We start from the raw sequence: 17,932 nt of genomic DNA, 5'->3' as shown, positions 1-17,932 counted from the left end.
TTATTTTTCTACAGTTTGTTTCTTAAAATATTTCTCTTTCACGTACTTGCTTATTTTGTGATAGTAGAACGATACAATAAGTACACTTATTACAAAAAGAATAGCGCCTATCACTGCTTGAGTAGGGTTGAGACTTTTGTGAAAATAAAAGTCTAAACTAAAGAATGGAATAAAGTGATAGAGAGCAATGCTGTGAATGATGTAAATAGAGAGTGTATTTTGCCCTATGCGTTGTAAAAATTGGGCAGTAAGCACATTTCGTAAGATTACAAATACAGCAAATGTCCAAAGTGTGTCTCCCATTCGCAAGAACAAAAAGCCATTTCTGCCTAATTTTTCAAAATGTTCAATACCTGTGAGGTCGTATAAGAAGTGAAAAGTGGAAAATTGAAAGTGGAAGATAGCTCCAAAGATAATGAGCAACGCAATGTATACAGGATATAAGTATTTAGCATTTCTGAAATAGTAAAACAGCGAGCCCATAAAGCCTCCTAAGGTTACAAAGCCTAACCAAGGGAATATGGTGAAGAAAGTACCGTATTTAGGCGTAAAATAGTTGGCTACAACCTGTGGCAGCCAAGAGTATTCGTATTTATTATAGGTTTCGTTGAAAGTAAAAAGTACTAAGGTAATAAGAATGAGTATAGTGGGTAACAACCGTTTCACGTGTTTGCCTACTAATAAGTAAATACCCACCATTATAATGAGAGCCAAACCTATACAATGCAATATATCTACAAAATAAATGCTTTTGCGCAATATAGAAGCTACGGCAATGAGCATTAAACCGCGTTTAGCGCCTTTTTTTACTCGTGGGTTCTTGAGTCCTACGCCAGAGCGTTCTCCTTCACGAATCAACAAGTAAGTAAAAATGAATCCTGAGATGGTAAGGAAGACAGGAGCAGTAATTCCCGTAAAATAATGCCAAATATGATAGTATGGATTGCTTTCGTCACAGTATTGTTCAGCAAGTAAAGCCGTAATGAAGTGCCCTTGTAACATCATACAAATGGCATAAGCACGTATTACGTCTATAAAAATCAGTCGTTGTTTCATTATAATTGTTTATTTTTTAGAGTTTGAAGTAGGTGTTTTAATTTCTATGTATTGGGTTGAGAAGATTTCAACATTGGCTTGCCTAAAAGTACTTTGGATATTCTTTGCCAAGTCCGATTTTATAAAATACATATGTTCTGGTTCAAAAGTATAAGCATTGAGTTCATAAACAGCATTGAGTTCATCAAGTGATATTTGGAAAATATAAGGGTGAGGCTTGGGTGAAATACCATTAGTTTTCAAAGCAGCCTCAATGAGAAGCTCTTCAACCAAATTGTCAGAATAGTCATAGCGTACTTTTACTCGTACGTTCAAAGCCAATCCCATTTCTTTACCTATGGAAGTAAAGTTCATTGTAGCCCCACTCAAAATAGCTGAATTAGGAATTGTGATATCTTCGTTGTTAATAGTTTTAAGCCTTGTTACTAAAGCGTTTTTCTCAATTACAGCCCCAATGATATCACCAGATTTTATCCAATCACCTACTTGAAACGGTCGCATATAGCTAATAACTACTCCTGCAATAGCATTAGATATCGCTGAAGAAGAACCCAAGGAAATAAGCACCCCTAAGAATACTGAAATCCCTTTAAAAGCATCACTATCAGATCCAGGGAGATGAGGGAACATTATCACCAAAGCGAGTACCCACAACATCATACGCACCAGTACATAAGTAATATGAGCCCACTCCGGATGAAAGCCTTTAATCTTTAAGATACCTCTTTCTATTTCTAAAGTGAAGAATCGCAATACTTTTAGCACATAGCGCGTGATAATCACAATCACTACAATATTAAACAAGTGTGGCAGATAACCAATGATAGCTTTCCCTATGTCTTTGATAGGTTCTGAAATCCATTGTACAATGATTTTTGACAAGTATTGGGTGGAAGGAAAGATGTCAAAAATCAGCGGAATGATAGTCATTATCAAGAACAACAAAAAAACGATGCGCAAGATAGCGAGTATTTTTACTAAAACCTTTACCACTCGTCGCTTCTTGATTAATTCGTAATTCCGAATGCGAATCCCTGTAAGAAAACGATGTTCAGAGTTGATAGCCAATCTTTTTAAAAAGCGAAACAGCCTATTGATAGCCCATACTAACACAAAAGCAATAAACAATACCAAGCATAATTCTCCCAACCGTATCAAAATACTCTTTACACTATTTTGTTCTTTGTGCTTTACAATAGTGTTTTTGATAACTTGGGCATATCTGTTAGCTAGTTCACTTTGGGTACTGTTCTCCCAAAGCGCATCAACCATAGTAATCCCAGCGATAGCTTTTTCTTTGTACATTACCGCTAAATAATCACCCAAAGGCTTTACTTTGATGGAATCGGCGATAAAAAAAGGGTCTTCGTAAAGTTCTTTAAGTTTATCCTCAATGTATTTTACACGTGTGTCAACATCATAAGGACCATACGAAGAATAGAGATAGTAGAGCGTATCTTTCTCAAAGACAATAGGCTTTCCGCGCATCTTTGCCCGTAGGCTCTCTACTTCTCTTTTTCTTTGTAACATTGTTACAGAGTCAGTAGAAGCTGAAAAGAGATTCCTGTTCTGAGCGTTTTCATTGTGTAGAATCTCCTGTATTTCATTCAACAGCATAGCAATGCGCACCGAATCCTTCTGACGAAACTGCCTAATAGTTTCTAATTCATATTGTATTTGCTTTTGGGTAAGACTATCCGATTGCTGTGCTTGTAGGCACGCAACGAAGAACAAGTATATAATACTAAGAAAATTAAATCGCATTTCTACTTAGCTAAATGACTATTTGTAGTGCAAAGGTATAACAATTTTCTTATATACCCAAAATAAAAACATTGGCAAAGTATCTTACTTTGCCAATGTTTTTATAATCTGTTACTTGTTTATATTATTTGTTCAAGTCTTCCAAAACTTTCACCGCTTCGTTAATGTACACATCTTTCTCAAGACTTTCGTGCCAACGGTCGCGACGCAGTTTCAAGTCTTTACTCGTTTTTATTTTAGCCTCATCTGAAGCTACTGAAGTAAATTTCAAGTTAGATTTGTAATCGTTAATAGCTTTGAACTTTTTAGATTGCTCTTCGTTCTTTTCCATCACTTTTTTATAAGCTTCATAGTTCAGAGGGAAAACGTTGTCTTTTTGTTGTTGTTTTACCCATTGAGCGTTCTCGTCAATCAGTTTCAAGTATTGGTTTTCACTGATGCGTTTTTTGCTGTTCTCAATAGCCTTGTCAAAATTAGCATTATTGTTCCAAAGAGTATATTTAGCAGGTTCTATTTTGTCCCAAGGCATAGCGTTAGGCATATCGCGTTCGCCTATGTCAATATATTTGTATTTATCAGGAACAACGATGTCACTTTCTACTCCTTTTAGCTGAGTAGAGCCTCCGTTGATACGGTAAAACTTCTGAATAGTAACTTTCACAGCACCGAGGTCGCCGTAGTTATTTTGGCGCAAAAAGCTATTCAAATCTACAAAACTTTGTACAGTACCTTTACCAAAGGTTTGCTTACCACCTATGATGATAGCGCGTTTGTAGTCCTGCATAGCTGCAGCCAAGATTTCAGAGGCTGAAGCAGAGAGCTCATTGGTAAGGATTACTAACGAGCCGTCCCATTGTGTTTTAGGGTCGTTGTCAGAAAGTACGTCACGGCTACCGCGTGATGATTTCACTTGTACAATAGGCCCTTTAGGGATAAACAAGCCCCCTATATCTACTACTGTTTTAAGAGAGCCACCTCCGTTAGTACGCAAGTCTACGATAAGTCCATCGATATTCTCTTTTTTGAGTTTTTCAATCTCAAGAGCTACGTCGGTTGCAGCGTTGCGCTTGTTTACATCTTCAAAATCAATGTAGAATTTAGGTAAGTTGATAAGTCCATAGCGCTTGCCATTGGCAGTAATAACTGCCGATTTGGCATAAGTTTCTTCAATCTCTACCACATCGCGAATAATAGGCACTACCTCAATAGTACCATCCACGCGTTTTACAGTAAGGCGCACTTCAGTACCTTTAGGACCTTTGATGAGTTTTACGGCATCGTCCAAACGCATACCTACTACATCTACCGGTTCACCAGCACCTTGTCCTACTTTTAGGATTTGATCGCCCACTTCCAAGAGTTTGCCTTTCCAAACAGGCCCTCCCAAAATCACATTGGTAATGGCTATCCCGTCAGTTTTCTTTTGCAACTGTGCCCCGATACCTTCAAACTTGCCCGACATATCACGGTCAAAGCCTTCTTTAATGTCTGGAGCCATATAGTTAGAGTGAGGGTCGAAGGTCTCAGTAATAGCATTCACGAATATACCAAACCACTCTTCGCGGGTGATGTCGTTGTACATACTGAACATATCAGCCAATGTCTTTTGAGTAGCTTCTACCGATTCTTTCTTGAGCACCTCATTACTCTTAGGCTGATATTTAGCATCTTTTTCTTTCTTAGTCGCTTCTTCCTTTTGTTTGGTAATATAAGTGGAAAGCGTAGTGAAAATAATCACCTGTCTCCAACGGTGCTGTAGTTCAGCTTTGTTCTTTACAAAAGGCAACTTCTCATAGTCAGTATTAATCGTTTCGTTCGTATTCAGGTTAATAGGTTTGGAAAAAATTTCCTTAGTAATCGCTTCTGCTTCTTTCATACGTTGTTTGAGGCGCTCGTATGAAAGGTTAAAGAACGCAATTTCTCCGTTTTTCAAATCGTCGTCCAAACGGTTTTCATATTTTTTAAACTCGTTGATGTCCGATTGAAGAAAATAGCGCTTTTGCCCGTCAGCGTTTTTTAGATAACTGTCAAACACTTTCTTTGAAAAGGCATCGTCCATCTTTATCGGACTAAAATGCGCATTTTCCATTACGTGTTGCACAATGTCCAAAAGCACTCGGTCTTTGTCCTTGTCTTGATTGTCAAACTTCTTGCTTGTGAAACTACAAGAAGCAAATGAAATAAATAATAAAAATAATAAAAATAATACTGCTGAAATATTCTTCATTCTAAAATGGTTTTTTAAATCTTTAAACTGTCAGGTTTTAGGTATTAGTAGTTAGCCCAATTGCTATTTTTCTACTATGTACTATTCCCTAATTTCTATTTTCTAATTCCTATTCTTATCAAATTCTGTGCCTTTCTCTCGTAGGGCTGATAATTTTTACGTTTTGAAAAACAATAGCCCCGCGTATCACCCCTGCAATTGTGTCGTGTAACGCTTTGATGATTTGCATTTTTAGTTCATTCTTGTGATATACCAAACTAATTTCCCGCGCAGGATAAGGCTCTGCAAAATAGTGAATGCATTTCTTTTCTTCCTCTTTCAGTTCCAAAGAGTGTAAGTAAGGCAACAAAGTCATTCCTAAACCCTCGTTAGCCAAGCGTACCAAAGTTTCAAAACTGCCACTTTTCAGTTGGAAGTGCTCTTTAGAGTCTATCACATCTTGGTTACAGATATTCAGTACACTGTCCTTAAAACAATGTCCATCTTCAAGCATCAAAATATCGTTTACATCTAAATCTTCTGAATAGATAGTCTTAGAGTTTTGCAAACGGTGATTCACAGGGATATAAGCCACAAAAGGCTCATAGTATAAAGGTCTTTCTATAATCGATGGGTTGTGTAAAGGTGTCGCCAAAATACCCGCATCATAACTGCCGTCTTCTATCTTTTTCAAGATATTTTCGGTAGTCTGCTCCTCAATTTTTAGGCATACTTTTGGGTATTTATTGATGAAATTCGTAAGGAACATTGGCAGTAGGGTAGGGGAAGCCGTAGGGATAATCCCCACGCGAAACTCGCCTCCTATATAGCCCTTCTGTTGAGCAACGATATCGTTCATTCTGCCCGCTTCATTTACAATTACTTGGGCTTGCTTAATAATTTGTTCTCCTACTTCAGTAACCTGTAGAGGTTTTTTACTTCTGTCAAAAATAGTAACCCCCAGCTCCTCCTCCAACTTCTGCACTTGCATACTCAAAGTAGGCTGGGTAACAAAGCTGTGTTCAGCAGCAGTAGTAAAGTTCTTGTACTTGGCAACAGCCAGCACATATTGGTATTGAGTAATGGTCATAATATGGTATTATTTTAAGGATAAACACACAAAATTGGTTAAGTAAAAAAGTATAAACTAAGGCTATAGATATTGAACAAAAATCAATAAGAAAATTGAACAAAAATAAAAGCTTTGCTTTTTCAAGGTAGCGAAGCTACTAATTCTCTTCTAATTTTATAAGCAATTTGTTTTAAATTTCTACACCGCAAGGTGTACTTCAAATTAAAAGAAAATTTCGTGTATTTCACTTAGTTTGTTATTTCAGTTGTGGCAACACTTCTTTACCTATTTCTTCAAGCACCTCTCCAGCAGGACGAGAACAGTATTTTAAAACCAACATAATATGGTTAACCCCTATTTTACCAAGCTCTAAAAACATATCTATAAGGTAATTGCGCCCAAGGCGGAAACCTAAATCCATCTTCTGAGGCTCAAAATCAGGGTCTCCCATAAGGTCAATGTACACCGGCTGAATATAAGGTTTGGGCGGTTCTCCTTCTTGTTTAAGAGCCTTATGCCAGTCTTGTATTATCTTTTTAGTAAAAGTAAAATCTCTCGGGTAGTAAATCCACCCGTCCGAGTTTTTCGCTATCCATTCCAAATTTATCCCCCCTATGTGCCCCGTTGCATACATCGGTATCTTTTTATGCAAAGGTTTAGGCACCACATCGCCCACTTTATCCAATAACGTGCCATACTCATTGTTATAAGTGGGGAACTCTTTACTCCATAAATCGCGTAACATAGCCATATGTTCCAATACACGAGTACTCCGCCCTTCAAAAAGTTCATTAAAAGCAGGGTATTCTATAGGTCGGTCGCCTGAGGCTACTCCCATCATAAAACGGTTAGGAAAAAGCACATCAAGGCTCGCCGAAGCTTTCGCTACGTGTAAAGGGTGACGCAACGGCAGTATCACACTCGCAAAGCCAAACTTAATACTTTGGGTAAGTGTAGCAATGTGAGCTAAATATATCCACGGGTCAAAAATTTGTCCCACCTCGTTAAAATCAGGATTGTTAAGCGGGATATCACGCACCCACACAGCACTGAAACCTAACATTTCAGCACGCTGAATGAGTTGTACTTGGTTCTCCATTTTAGGGATAGCCCCTTCATATGCCTCAATAGGTAGTAGTAAACCAATAGATAATTTGTGTGTGTCTATCATAATGTGAGTTTGTTTAGAACGGCAAAAATAAGAAAAAATAATGTATAAATTCACTAATATCGAAAATCTTTTTTATTCACATACAATATGTGTTGATTTTCAATAACATATAGGTTCTTTTTACAACTGTATCACCACCCTATTACCTCCCACTTAAATACCTCTTAAAGCTAACTTTCCTTCGCTCATTGTTCGTTCATCGTTCGTTCTTCCTTCGTCTTTTGTTCGCCTTTCCGTCGCTACAGTTCCCCCTTTGGAGGGGGTTAGGGGGAGGTTTTGTTCGTTCATTGTTCGTTCTTCCTTCGTCTTTTGTTCGTCTATCCGCCTGTCGTGCTACGACCTCGCACCGTCTTTGCGTCGCTACACTCCCCCTTTGAAGGTAGTCCGCGAGAGCGGAGTATGTGAATAGGGGGGATGTTTTTAGTCTTTTCTTCGTCTTTCCTTCGTCTTTTGTTCGTTCTTCCTTCGTCTTTCGTTCGTCTATCCCCCTGTCGCACTACAACCTCGCACCCCCTTACCTTTTATCTTTTATCTTTTATCTTTTATCTTCTATAATGCTATTATCGGTATTTCTAATATTGTGGTATTAAATCGAGATTTTGCTAAATCAAAAATTTGCCGTACCTTTGCACTAATAATCTTAAAAAAACAAATTGTATTATGGCAAGAAGTAGAAATGTTATCTTAAACGGACTCTCAGGTATGATTGGTAAAACATTCGTTTTCCGCAAATTTAAAGGACAAACAGTCGTCAGCAAAGCACCGTCTAAGTCCCGTGTACCAGCTTCCGAAGCTCAATTAGGCTGTCGCAGTAAGTTTCAAGAAGCCGTGCGTTATGCCCAACTCGTCCTCAAAAACCCACAACTCAGGGCTTCTTATGAAACATTACCTAAGGTGAAAAATGGCAACACATCAGTTTATCACGCTGCTATCACTGCCTTTCTAAACAATACAATGTTAGAAATATAGAGCTTACATACATAACATACTAAACAAACGAACCTAATAGGCGATGAAATATTATATTATAGCAGGCGAGGCTTCTGGTGATTTACACGGAGCAAACCTAATGAAAGCCCTTTTAGAAAAAGACCCAAAAGCGGAATTCCGCTTTTGGGGGGGCGATCAAATGCAACAAGTCGGAGGTACACAAGTCAAGCATTATCGCAACCTCGCTTTTATGGGCTTCTGGGAAGTGCTTACCAATTTGCGCACCATCTTGCGCAATATCAGTTTCTGTAAAAAAGATATCGCCCAGTTTCACCCCGATGTCCTCATCTTTATAGACTACCCAGGTTTTAATATGCGCATTGCCAAATGGGCTAAAGAGCAACATATCCCTACGCATTACTACATCTCACCTCAAATATGGGCTTGGAAAGAAAACCGTATAAAAGCTATCAAACGCGATGTAGACTTTATGTATGTCATACTTCCGTTTGAAAAAGATTTCTACGAAAGAAAACACCAATACCGCGTCCACTTTGTAGGTCACCCATTGCTCGATGCTATTGCTCAGCGCAAGGAAGTGAATGAACAGACCTTTAAAGAGGAAAACAACTTAGATATGCGCCCTATTATAGCGCTCTTACCAGGTAGTAGAAAGCAAGAAATAGCCAAGATGCTAAAAATAATGCTCTCTATAGTCGATGATTTCCATCAGTATCAGTTCGTAATAGCAGGAGCACCCTCTATTGATTATCACTTCTATAAACGCTTTATCAAAGAAGAAAACGTGCATTTTGTAAGTGGCAAAACCTATGATTTGCTCTCAGTATCTTATGCAGCCCTTGTCACCAGTGGTACGGCTACTTTAGAAACCGCCTTGCTAAACGTCCCCGAAGTAGTGTGCTACAAAGGCAATTGGATTTCTTATCACATAGCCAAACGCATCATTAAGCTCAAGTATATTTCATTAGTAAACCTTATTATGGATAAACCTGTGGTTACTGAACTTATTCAAGGCGACCTTACTAAAAAGAATTTAGAAGCCGAACTCAATAAGCTCTCTACCTACAGGCATCGTTATGAAGTGTTTAAAGACTATGTTTTACTGAGAGAAAAGTTAGGTGGCGAAGGGGCAAGCCAAAAAACAGCCTCATTAATACTACGTCAATGGCAAGAAGAGTAAACACAGCTAATACAATAATTGTACTTTGCGTATTGCTATTTGGTATAAGCAAACTCGTAGTGTACTTAAACAAAGTAACACAAGAGCAGCTCAACCAGTGGCTTTGTGTGCCTCAATCGTTACCACTGTTCTTAAAACAACCTTGGACGCTCCTCTCTTACGCTTTTTATCACGTAAGCGAACAACACTTGTTTTGGAATATGCTCCTGCTATTTTTTGCAGGTCACATATTCTTTAATCTTTTTAATACTCAACAATTTATTAAGGCATATGCTTTTGGAATTATAGGTGGCGGAATCGCTTTTTTAGCTATAGCTTACTTCTTTCCCACCTTCACCGATAATACGATGCTTTTAGGTGCTTCAGCTGCTATTATGGGCATCTTAGCCTTTGTGGTAACCGTTTCACCCTCTTATAATGTGTATATCTTTACCTTCAAAATAAAACTGCTCTATGTTATATTAGCTTTCATACTTTTTGATATCATCAATATATCAGTAAATACCGGAGGTAAGATAGCTCACTTTGGAGGTATTGTAGGGGGCATATGCGCAGGGCTAACTTCAAAGTACAGCTTTCGCAGTCCTAAAAAAGCAGAAATACCCCAAGAAGAATCTCCTAAAAAAGAGAAGAAAGTTATTTCAGAAGAACAACAAATACAACAGCATCAAGTCAATCAACTGTTAGAGAAAATCAGTGCCAGTGGTTATGCAAGTTTAACCGACCAAGAAAAGAAATTCCTCTTTGAAGTAAGTAAGGGGAAAAAAGGCTAATTCATTATGAATGAAGCGCTAAATAAAACACCCATTTGCTAATAAATGTTAATCTTTAGCGGTGGGTATATTTTTAACATATTCTTAACTCACCGTGTTTGGATAATGTTATACTTTTGCGCGAAAATAGTTGAATGATTATTGGTGATGAAGATGAATCGACTAATATTATGGGTGCTTCTAAGCACTTTAATTGCTTGCAAAGGGAAACAAGATAACCCCACTATAATAAGAGGCTTTTTCCCTAATGCAAAAGATTCTTTTGTTGTACTATACAGCAATGATACACCTATAGATACAGCCTATTTAGACAAGGATAAAACTTTCCGATTTAACCTGAACATAACCGAAGGAGAGTTGTTTAACTTTGCAACAGATGGTAAGTATCAATATGTGTATGTAGAACCAAAGGATAGTGTGGTAATTTATGCCAATGCACTCAGTTTTGACGAAAGTATTTCATTTTCGGGTAAAGGTTCTGTTATTAATAACTTTTTGGTATCACAATCTAAAATAGCTGATGCACAAGAAGAGATTTTTAGAGGGTTTCACTCTTTGTTGCCTATGCAATATAAAGCCAAAAGTGATTCCCTATATCAAGAAAGAAAACAAGAGTATAATGATTTGCTCAAAGCAGCTCCATTGCTTACAGATAGAGCAAAAGATTTAGCCTTAGTAAGTGCTACATTCCCTATCTATAAAGAAATGGAGATATACCCATTTGTTTATCAAGATAAAAATAACATTTCAATAGTAGATTTGTTGCCTTATAACTTTTATGATTATCGCAAACAAATCAATTATAACGATACCTTTTTAGAATATTTCCGACCCTATTATAGGTATATGGTAATGTATGTCAATAATCTGGCTTTTACCCAATACACCTATGATACTCACACATTGGTAGATGTAAGTAGAGAATTAGGTTTTCATTTACAAAAGATAAAAATCATCGATAGCCTTTTTACCAATGGAAGTTTGAGAGATAACCTATACCGAAATGCAGCTTATGCCTATATTTTTAATATCCAAGAGCATATTGATTATAAAGACTATTTCGATAAATTTGCGCTATACAATAAAGATAATAAACATAAAGCCGAATTAGATAAGGTTTTTAGAAACGTAATAGCTTTACAAGCGGGTAGAATTCCCCCCGATTTTGATTTGATTAATGCAAACGGTGAACCTACTAAGTTTTCGGAAATACAACAGCCGGAGGTAACTATTTATTACTTTTGGTCGGTCAATCAGAAAGAGCTTTCCAAACTTATTTTCGGAAGAGTGAGTCAGTTAAAGAAGCTATTTCCCAATGTAAAGTTTGTAGGTATTGATATAGGGCAGGATAAAACTCAATGGCGCAAACAAATCTCAAATACCGATTGGACTGACCAATATCACTCTATCAATTTCATAGATTTGTCTCAAAAGTTTTTAATCAATAATATCAACAAATCAGTAATTATAGATAAAAACGGACATATCATATCGGCTTTTGAAGATATTTTCAGTCCAAACTTAGAAAAAATATTATTATCAAAAGAATCTTAATTATTTATGTCTGACCAGATTATTACTTTTATTATGTATTGCGTTCCGGCTCTTATTGTAGGAGCGGTAGCCTTTTATTTTTTTAGAATGCATATTGAAAATGAAGATAAAAAACGATGGTTTCTTCTCCATAAAGAAAACCAGAAGTACACACTGCCTATTCGTTTGCAGGCATATGAGCGAATGACACTTTTCTTAGAGCGAATGTCTCCTCAACAACTGTTTTTGCGTATTCCTCCGCATAATTTTTCTAAGAAAGAGTATGAAGCGTTACTTGTAAACTCTATTGATGAGGAATTCGAACATAACTTGGCTCAACAAATATACCTTAGTGAAAAGCTTTGGAATATTATCCGTACTGCTAAAATGGCTACTATCCAAACCATTCGCAAAGTAGCCCTCACTGAAGAAGTAAAAGACTCGCAAGCTATGGTAGAAACTATATTTAAAGAATTTGTAGAAAAGGCAACTCCTTCGGCTAATGCATTAAGTCATTTAAAAGAGGAAGTACGTCAATTTTTAAATTAGGAATATTTCTGTAACTATAAACAAATAAGGGATTGAACCTGTTGAGGTCAATCCCTTATTTTATTGTGTGATAAAAGAGTTCCCTATACTTTGGAGATTGAAGTTAAGAAAGCTTTTATAATAGTTGCAGACAGTTTCCCTGCCTCTACCACAAAGGTTTCATATGATACAGCATTCCCTTCACCAGCTTTATCAGAGATAGCACGAAGCATTACAAAAGGAATGTTTAATAAGTAGCAGGTTTGAGCAATGGCTGCTGCTTCCATTTCTACAGCCTTTGCATTAGGAAAGATAGTAGCTATTTCTTGTAATCGAGTAGGAGAGGAGATAAACGAATCTCCACTTACTACCTGTCCGTAATGGAGTGTATGACTGTATTGTTCTGCGACTTGTTTTAGTTTCTCTGTCCATTGTGGGTTAGCAATAAAGGCAGGAGGCATTTGTGCTTGTTGCCCTATTTCATATCCAAAAGCGGTTACATCTACATCGTGGTGGCGTACTTCAGTAGCTAAGATAATATCGTGTACTGAAGTATCACCTAAGCCTCCGGCAGTACCCGTATTAATAATAAGCGATGGATTATACCTTTCTATAAGTAAAGTGGTCGCAACTGAAGCACTTACTTTACCTATACCTGAAAGTAATAACACTACTTCTACACCATTAAGGGTGCCTTCATAAAAAGCAAAACGTCCTATTTTAGTTTCTTTACAAGACTCAATAGAAGCTCTCAAACTATCTATTTCAAGCTCCATTGCGCCTATGATTCCTATTTTCATAAATAAATCTTTACTGAATTATTAATTTTTCAAAAGCCTTTGTTTTGAAGGTAAGCTCTTCGTTCTGATCGTTACTATACACTAAAAGTACAGCCATATTGGGGTGTTTCTCCAAAAAAGCCTTACTCTTTTCCATTCCCATTACCATAAACATAGTAGCATAACCATCGGCATACATAGTGGAAGGAGCAACTACTGTAGCACTGAGTACATCACTTTGGGTAGCCCGACCTGTAATGGGGTTAATAGAATGCACATACTTACGCCCATTGCTATCTGTCCATACTTTGCGATAGTTACCAGAGGTTGCTAACCCTTGATTGGTAAACTGTATGGTAGCTACTAATTCTCGGTCGTCTAAAGGTTTGATAGGGTTTTCTACGCCTATTGTCCACGCTTTGTTTTCTACAGTATTCTTACCTTTCAAATACATTTCACCAGCTATTTCCACGATGTAATTCTCAATACCTTTTGAGTTGAGAAAAGCAGCCACTACATCAGAGGTGTAGCCTTGGGCAATTGCATTAAAATCGAACAGTATTTCAGGGTATTCTTTCTCAATATGATTGTCGGCAGTGAGTTGTACTTTATTAAAACCTACATATTTCTTCAGTTCTGCTATTTTTTCATCTGTAGGGAGTTTATCCTCAGTTATCTTTTGTTTACCAAACCCCCAAGCGTTTACTAATATACCTACTGTGGGGTCAAACAGCCCTTCACTTTCTTGCCATATCTGCTGAGAGGCTTCAAATACCTTTCTGAAGTGCTCATCTACTACTACAGTTTTATCTCCTGCATTGATTTTAGAAATATCAGAGTCTGGTTTATAAGTAGACATTGATTGGTCTATCACTTGTAATATAGAGTCTATGGCAGGTTTAAGGTCTTCTTTATTTTTGCTGATGTACTTAATGTGATAAGTACTGCCTTGCGCCTCTCCACTTATAAGACGAATCTCATCTTTTACGGGAGACTGACAAGCTACTAAGCCTATTGCGATACTTAAAAATAGATATTTCATTATTTGATTATTAAATTCTTACTTCTTCTTACATAAAGGAATGATTTCCTCAGCAACAATACGGTAACGCTCTATTTCTTCAGCGGTAAAATGAGAAGCGTATTGCAGTTCTTCTACTTCAAAACCTATACTGTGCAATTTATCAAAATAGTCTAAACCGTAGACTCTCACGTGGTCATACTGACCAAAAATACGGGTACGTTCTTTAGGGTCGGTAATGGTGTTATCTTCAAAAGTAACTGCCCGATGGTAGTCTTGCGGTACCTGAAAGATACCCCAACCGCCTTTTTTCATCACTCGGTAAAGCTCTTTCATTGCTTGGGTATCATCTTGGATATGCTCCAATACGTGGTTACAAAATATCACATCGAAGCTTTCATCTTCAAAGGGTAAAGCGCACAAATCAGCTTTTACGTCTGCCAAAGGTGAATATAGGTCGGTGGTGAGGTAGTTGAGGTTAGCTTGTTTCTTAAAGCGTTTATAAAAGGCTTGTTCAGGAGCGACGTGCAACACTTTGAGCTCACGTGTAAAGAAGTCGGTTTCACGAGTGAGGTACAACCATAAAAGGCGGTGGCGTTCTAACGATAGGGTAGAGGGTGAGAGCACATTAGGGCGTGCTTTGCCGTAGCCATAGGGTAGGAATTTCCTAAAAGTCTTACCATCAATAGGGTCTTTGTACTTATTCCCTCTGAGGTAAAAAGCTAAAAACGGACGTACCCAATAGCTCATCTTTATAAGCCAAGGGCGCGGAACTTTGTTTAATATAGTAGTGATGATAGCCATTAAAAGGTATTTTTAACGAAATAAAGTGAGCCCTACTCCTTTCATTTCATCAGAATAAACGGGATAGACTACCATTTGCACCGATGATTTCTCTTTGCGTGTAAACCATTTGGAAGTATAAGGCAAGAGCCAATAGGCTGTTTTAGCACTGAGCATACCTATCCCTGCCCCTACCAGCACATCGCCTATCCAGTGACGATTATTATACAAGCGCATCACACCTACTGTGGTAGCAATAGCATAGCCACTGATACCTACCCATATATTTTCATCTTTGTACTCTTGCCAAAGGATTTCCATCCCTGTGAAGGCAGTAGCTGTATGTCCCGAAGGAAAAGAATTGTGGGCACTACCATCGGGACGGTGTACTCTTGCACTGTATTTAGTTCCGTTTACTAAGGCTGCCGTAATGGCATAAGCAGTAGCTCCAACTATGAGTCGTTCCTTTACACTGTGCTTGGCTTTTATACCTAAATTGCTATAAGCAAATACACTGGCAATAGGAAGATATTGTATATAATCATCGAAACGCAATTTATGTCCGCCCGAATATCTATAAGTGTGCCGTTGTACATAACGATTGATGTAAGTAGCGTTCGAGATAACCCCTAAAGTAATAAGAGAGGCAGGAAGAATCACTTGTTTGAGTTGAGGTTTTTCAGTAGCAATATGCAAGGTGTCGGCAGTGAGTACCGACTGGTGTAGTACTGATAAACTATCAGTTTGAGCTTTTATAGATTGAATGAGAATAAAACAGAAAGCTACAATTAAAAGTAATATTTTCATTTTTTTTAGGTAAGAGATAAGAGTTAAAAGGTAAGAATTACCAAAAATACCATAATAGCAGAGAGCCAATAACAATACGGTAGATACCCCACACTTTGAAGCCGAATTTAGTAAGGATATGTATAAAGAACTTCACGGCTATCATTGCTACCACAAAAGCTATTACATTGCCTATGATAAAGAGCCAGAAACTCTTATCGGTTTTCATTATTAGCTCGTAGCCTTTCTCTTGAGCAGTACCCCATTTCTTCAAGAAAATAGAATAGACGGTTACTGCTAACATCGTGGGGACAGCTAAGAAGAATGAGAACTCGGCGGCAGCTTTGCGAGTGAGCCCTTGCGTCATTCCGCCAATAATAGAAGCGGCAGAACGCGATGTGCCTGGCATCATTGCTAAACACTGCCAGAAACCTATAACAACAGCTTTTTTTACGCTGATATCTTTCTCGTTGTGGATTGTAGGGCGTTTGAACCAGCTGTCTACAAAAATTAGGATTATACCGCCCACAATTAGGGTAATAGCAATCGCTTTTTGGTTACCTAATACGGCTTCAATCTTATCGTCGAAAAGCTTGCCTAATACAAGAGCAGGAATTACAGCACACGCTAACTTTAAATAGAACTGCCAATTGGAAAAGTCGAAGAACTTGCGCCAATACAACACTACTATTGAGAGAATAGCACCAAACTGTATGGACACTTGGAACATTTTCAGGTACTCATCGTCAGGCATTCCCATAAGGGCAGCAGTAAAGCCCATATGTGCTGTTGATGAAATAGGAAGGTACTCGGTAAGTCCTTCGATAATAGCAATAATAATAGCTTGCAGTGTGCTCATTCTTATTTTTCTTCTTGTTTATTATCAGTTTTAGGGTTTACCAAAATGGCGTAAATTTCAATAGCAAAACCTAAAAGCACCAAAGCAGGAGCTAAGTGAATACGTCGGAAATTGAAGATAGAGGGGTCGAACACAGCAGGATTATCGCTACCACCACCGCTCATTGTTATAAAACCAAGGGCTATTACTATTAAGCCAATAGCCATTATAAGATAGTTTTTCTTTTCAAAAATGAAAGTTGAATGATGTTTCATCAGTGATTAATTATTAATGATTAAGGGTTAGTAATAAAGGTCGTTGGTATTGAGGTTTAGGAAACGTTGGGTTGCAAAATAGGTACTGAGCCAACTGATGAGTATCCCAACGGTGATAATGCCTATGAAAACAATAGTTAAAGCGCCTGAATCCATAAGTATGTTAAACTCAGGATATGAGTTTACAATTGCCAATAGTGATAGATAGAAAAGCACTATAGCTATAAAGGCACTCAAGATGCCCAAGCGTACATTTGTTAGCAAAAACGGACGGCGTATAAAACTACGGGTTGCCCCGACTAACTGCATTGTTTTGATAATAAAACGTTTGGAATAAATGGAAAGGCGAATGGAGGCATTGATGAGCAGTATAGATACAAAAGTGAATAGGGCACTGAAAATTAATGTAATAATGCCTATTCGGTTTACGTTCTCGTGTATGAGGGCTACCAAAGATTGGTCGTACACTACTTCGGTAACAAAAGAGTTTTGCTCTAACTCACGCTTGATTTCACGCATCTTATCGGGCTCGGCATATTCGGCTTTTAGACTTAAATCGATGGTGTTTTGCAGGGGGTTCGTGCCGATGAAGGTAACAAAATCTTCACCAACGTCTTTACTGAACTTTTCGGCAGCGACTTCTTTGGATACAAACCGCAACGACTTTACAAAACTCGCTACCGAAAGCGTCTTCTGCAACTGCTCAATGTCGGCATTTTTGGCGTCGTCCTTTATCAAGACGGTAACAGTTACTTGCTCTTTGAAGTAATTAGCTAACTTATTAGTACTTAATACTAAAAAGACAAAGAAGCCTAATAGAAAGAGCACTAAGGTAATGCTCACTATTACTGAAAAATAGGAGGAGATTAATCGTCGTTTGTTAAATGAATCGATGGAGCGTGCCATTCTTATATTTTTTGTTTTAAGATAGAAAATCACGCAAAAGTACAACTTTTTTTTGAAATAACAAGTAAATTAATGTGATAATACTAAAAATGCCAATAATTAAAAGGTAAAAGGTAAAAGGTAAAAGGTAAAGCGGTGCGAGGTCGTAGCACGACAGGCGGATAGATGAACGAATGACGGTGCGAGCCGCACAGACGTATGATGAGAAGATGAAGAATGGACGAACGAATGACGAACAAAAGACGAAGGAAGAACGAACAAAATGTCATATCCTGAAATAGGTTTACACAAAAAACAGGAAAATATATGA

The 17,932-nt window shown here is 37.7% G+C and carries 17 protein-coding genes; 5 read left to right on the top strand and 12 right to left on the bottom strand.

Annotated elements, in window-relative coordinates; all coding sequences use genetic code 11:
* From RCZ04_RS05065 to RCZ04_RS05045, 5 genes are all read right to left on the bottom strand, one after another.
* On the bottom strand, positions 1 to 1,056 hold the full coding sequence (locus RCZ04_RS05065) for an acyltransferase family protein (RefSeq protein WP_460484874.1): 1,056 nt from the start codon (positions 1,054 to 1,056) through the stop codon (positions 1 to 3).
* Positions 1,057 to 1,065: 9 nt separating this feature from the next.
* Positions 1,066 to 2,820 (bottom strand): mechanosensitive ion channel family protein, encoded by a 1,755-nt coding sequence (locus RCZ04_RS05060; protein WP_460484873.1) that lies wholly within the window; start codon positions 2,818 to 2,820, stop codon positions 1,066 to 1,068.
* Positions 2,821 to 2,944: 124 nt separating this feature from the next.
* Positions 2,945 to 5,047 (bottom strand): carboxy terminal-processing peptidase, encoded by a 2,103-nt coding sequence (locus RCZ04_RS05055; RefSeq protein WP_460484872.1) that lies wholly within the window; start codon positions 5,045 to 5,047, stop codon positions 2,945 to 2,947.
* A gap of 118 nt (positions 5,048 to 5,165) precedes the next feature.
* Positions 5,166 to 6,116, bottom strand: a complete 951-nt coding sequence (locus RCZ04_RS05050; protein WP_460484871.1) for a hydrogen peroxide-inducible genes activator — start codon at positions 6,114 to 6,116, stop codon at positions 5,166 to 5,168.
* Positions 6,117 to 6,354: 238 nt separating this feature from the next.
* Positions 6,355 to 7,269, bottom strand: coding sequence for an LLM class oxidoreductase (locus RCZ04_RS05045; RefSeq protein WP_460484870.1), 915 nt, complete (start codon positions 7,267 to 7,269; stop codon positions 6,355 to 6,357).
* 660 nt (positions 7,270 to 7,929) lie between these two features.
* Between RCZ04_RS05045 and RCZ04_RS05040 the strand changes: the two genes are divergently transcribed.
* The 5 genes from RCZ04_RS05040 (at position 7,930) to RCZ04_RS05020 (ending at position 12,255) form a co-directional block, all read left to right on the top strand.
* Positions 7,930 to 8,238 carry a hypothetical protein gene (locus RCZ04_RS05040; RefSeq protein ID WP_460484869.1) on the top strand — a complete coding sequence of 103 codons (309 nt, stop codon included), beginning with the start codon at positions 7,930 to 7,932 and terminating at the stop codon, positions 8,236 to 8,238.
* 43 nt (positions 8,239 to 8,281) lie between these two features.
* Entirely contained in the window at positions 8,282 to 9,400 is a 1,119-nt protein-coding gene (gene lpxB, locus RCZ04_RS05035; RefSeq protein WP_460484868.1) for a lipid-A-disaccharide synthase, read from the top strand.
* Positions 9,385 to 10,173 carry a rhomboid family intramembrane serine protease gene (locus tag RCZ04_RS05030; protein ID WP_460484867.1) on the top strand — a complete coding sequence of 263 codons (789 nt, stop codon included), beginning with the start codon at positions 9,385 to 9,387 and terminating at the stop codon, positions 10,171 to 10,173. The genes lpxB and RCZ04_RS05030 overlap by 16 nt, the downstream gene beginning before the upstream one ends.
* 147 nt (positions 10,174 to 10,320) lie before the next feature.
* Positions 10,321 to 11,727: a TlpA family protein disulfide reductase gene (locus RCZ04_RS05025; protein WP_460484866.1), complete on the top strand. Its 1,407-nt coding sequence runs from the start codon at positions 10,321 to 10,323 to the stop codon at positions 11,725 to 11,727.
* A 6-nt stretch (positions 11,728 to 11,733) separates the two neighbouring features.
* Positions 11,734 to 12,255 carry a DUF7935 family protein gene (locus RCZ04_RS05020; RefSeq protein ID WP_460484865.1) on the top strand — a complete coding sequence of 174 codons (522 nt, stop codon included), beginning with the start codon at positions 11,734 to 11,736 and terminating at the stop codon, positions 12,253 to 12,255.
* Positions 12,256 to 12,338: 83 nt separating this feature from the next.
* Here RCZ04_RS05020 and RCZ04_RS05015 read toward each other — a convergent pair whose 3' ends face one another.
* Genes RCZ04_RS05015 through RCZ04_RS04985 form a run of 7 tightly spaced genes read right to left on the bottom strand, consistent with a single transcriptional unit; the run spans position 12,339 to position 17,622 of the window.
* Entirely contained in the window at positions 12,339 to 13,034 is a 696-nt protein-coding gene (locus RCZ04_RS05015; protein WP_460484864.1) for a 5'-methylthioadenosine/S-adenosylhomocysteine nucleosidase, read from the bottom strand.
* A gap of 10 nt (positions 13,035 to 13,044) precedes the next feature.
* The gene (locus RCZ04_RS05010) at positions 13,045 to 14,055 is read right to left on the bottom strand and encodes an FAD:protein FMN transferase (RefSeq protein ID WP_460484863.1); all 1,011 of its coding nucleotides are present in this window, start codon (positions 14,053 to 14,055) and stop codon (positions 13,045 to 13,047) included.
* 18 nt (positions 14,056 to 14,073) lie between these two features.
* Positions 14,074 to 14,838, bottom strand: coding sequence for a class I SAM-dependent methyltransferase (locus RCZ04_RS05005; RefSeq protein ID WP_460484862.1), 765 nt, complete (start codon positions 14,836 to 14,838; stop codon positions 14,074 to 14,076).
* A gap of 12 nt (positions 14,839 to 14,850) precedes the next feature.
* Positions 14,851 to 15,624, bottom strand: coding sequence for a phosphatase PAP2 family protein (locus RCZ04_RS05000; RefSeq protein WP_460484861.1), 774 nt, complete (start codon positions 15,622 to 15,624; stop codon positions 14,851 to 14,853).
* Positions 15,625 to 15,661: 37 nt separating this feature from the next.
* A complete protein-coding gene (locus tag RCZ04_RS04995; RefSeq protein WP_460484860.1) occupies positions 15,662 to 16,462 on the bottom strand; it encodes an undecaprenyl-diphosphate phosphatase in 801 nt (266 codons plus the stop codon).
* A gap of 2 nt (positions 16,463 to 16,464) precedes the next feature.
* Positions 16,465 to 16,716 carry a DUF3098 domain-containing protein gene (locus RCZ04_RS04990; protein WP_460484859.1) on the bottom strand — a complete coding sequence of 84 codons (252 nt, stop codon included), beginning with the start codon at positions 16,714 to 16,716 and terminating at the stop codon, positions 16,465 to 16,467.
* 27 nt (positions 16,717 to 16,743) lie between these two features.
* A complete protein-coding gene (locus RCZ04_RS04985) occupies positions 16,744 to 17,622 on the bottom strand; it encodes a cell division protein FtsX (protein ID WP_460484858.1) in 879 nt (292 codons plus the stop codon).
* Positions 17,623 to 17,932 lie beyond the last annotated feature (310 nt).

The organism is Capnocytophaga sp. HP1101 (assembly GCF_054772415.1).
This window is presented reverse-complemented; position numbering and strand designations above follow the sequence as displayed.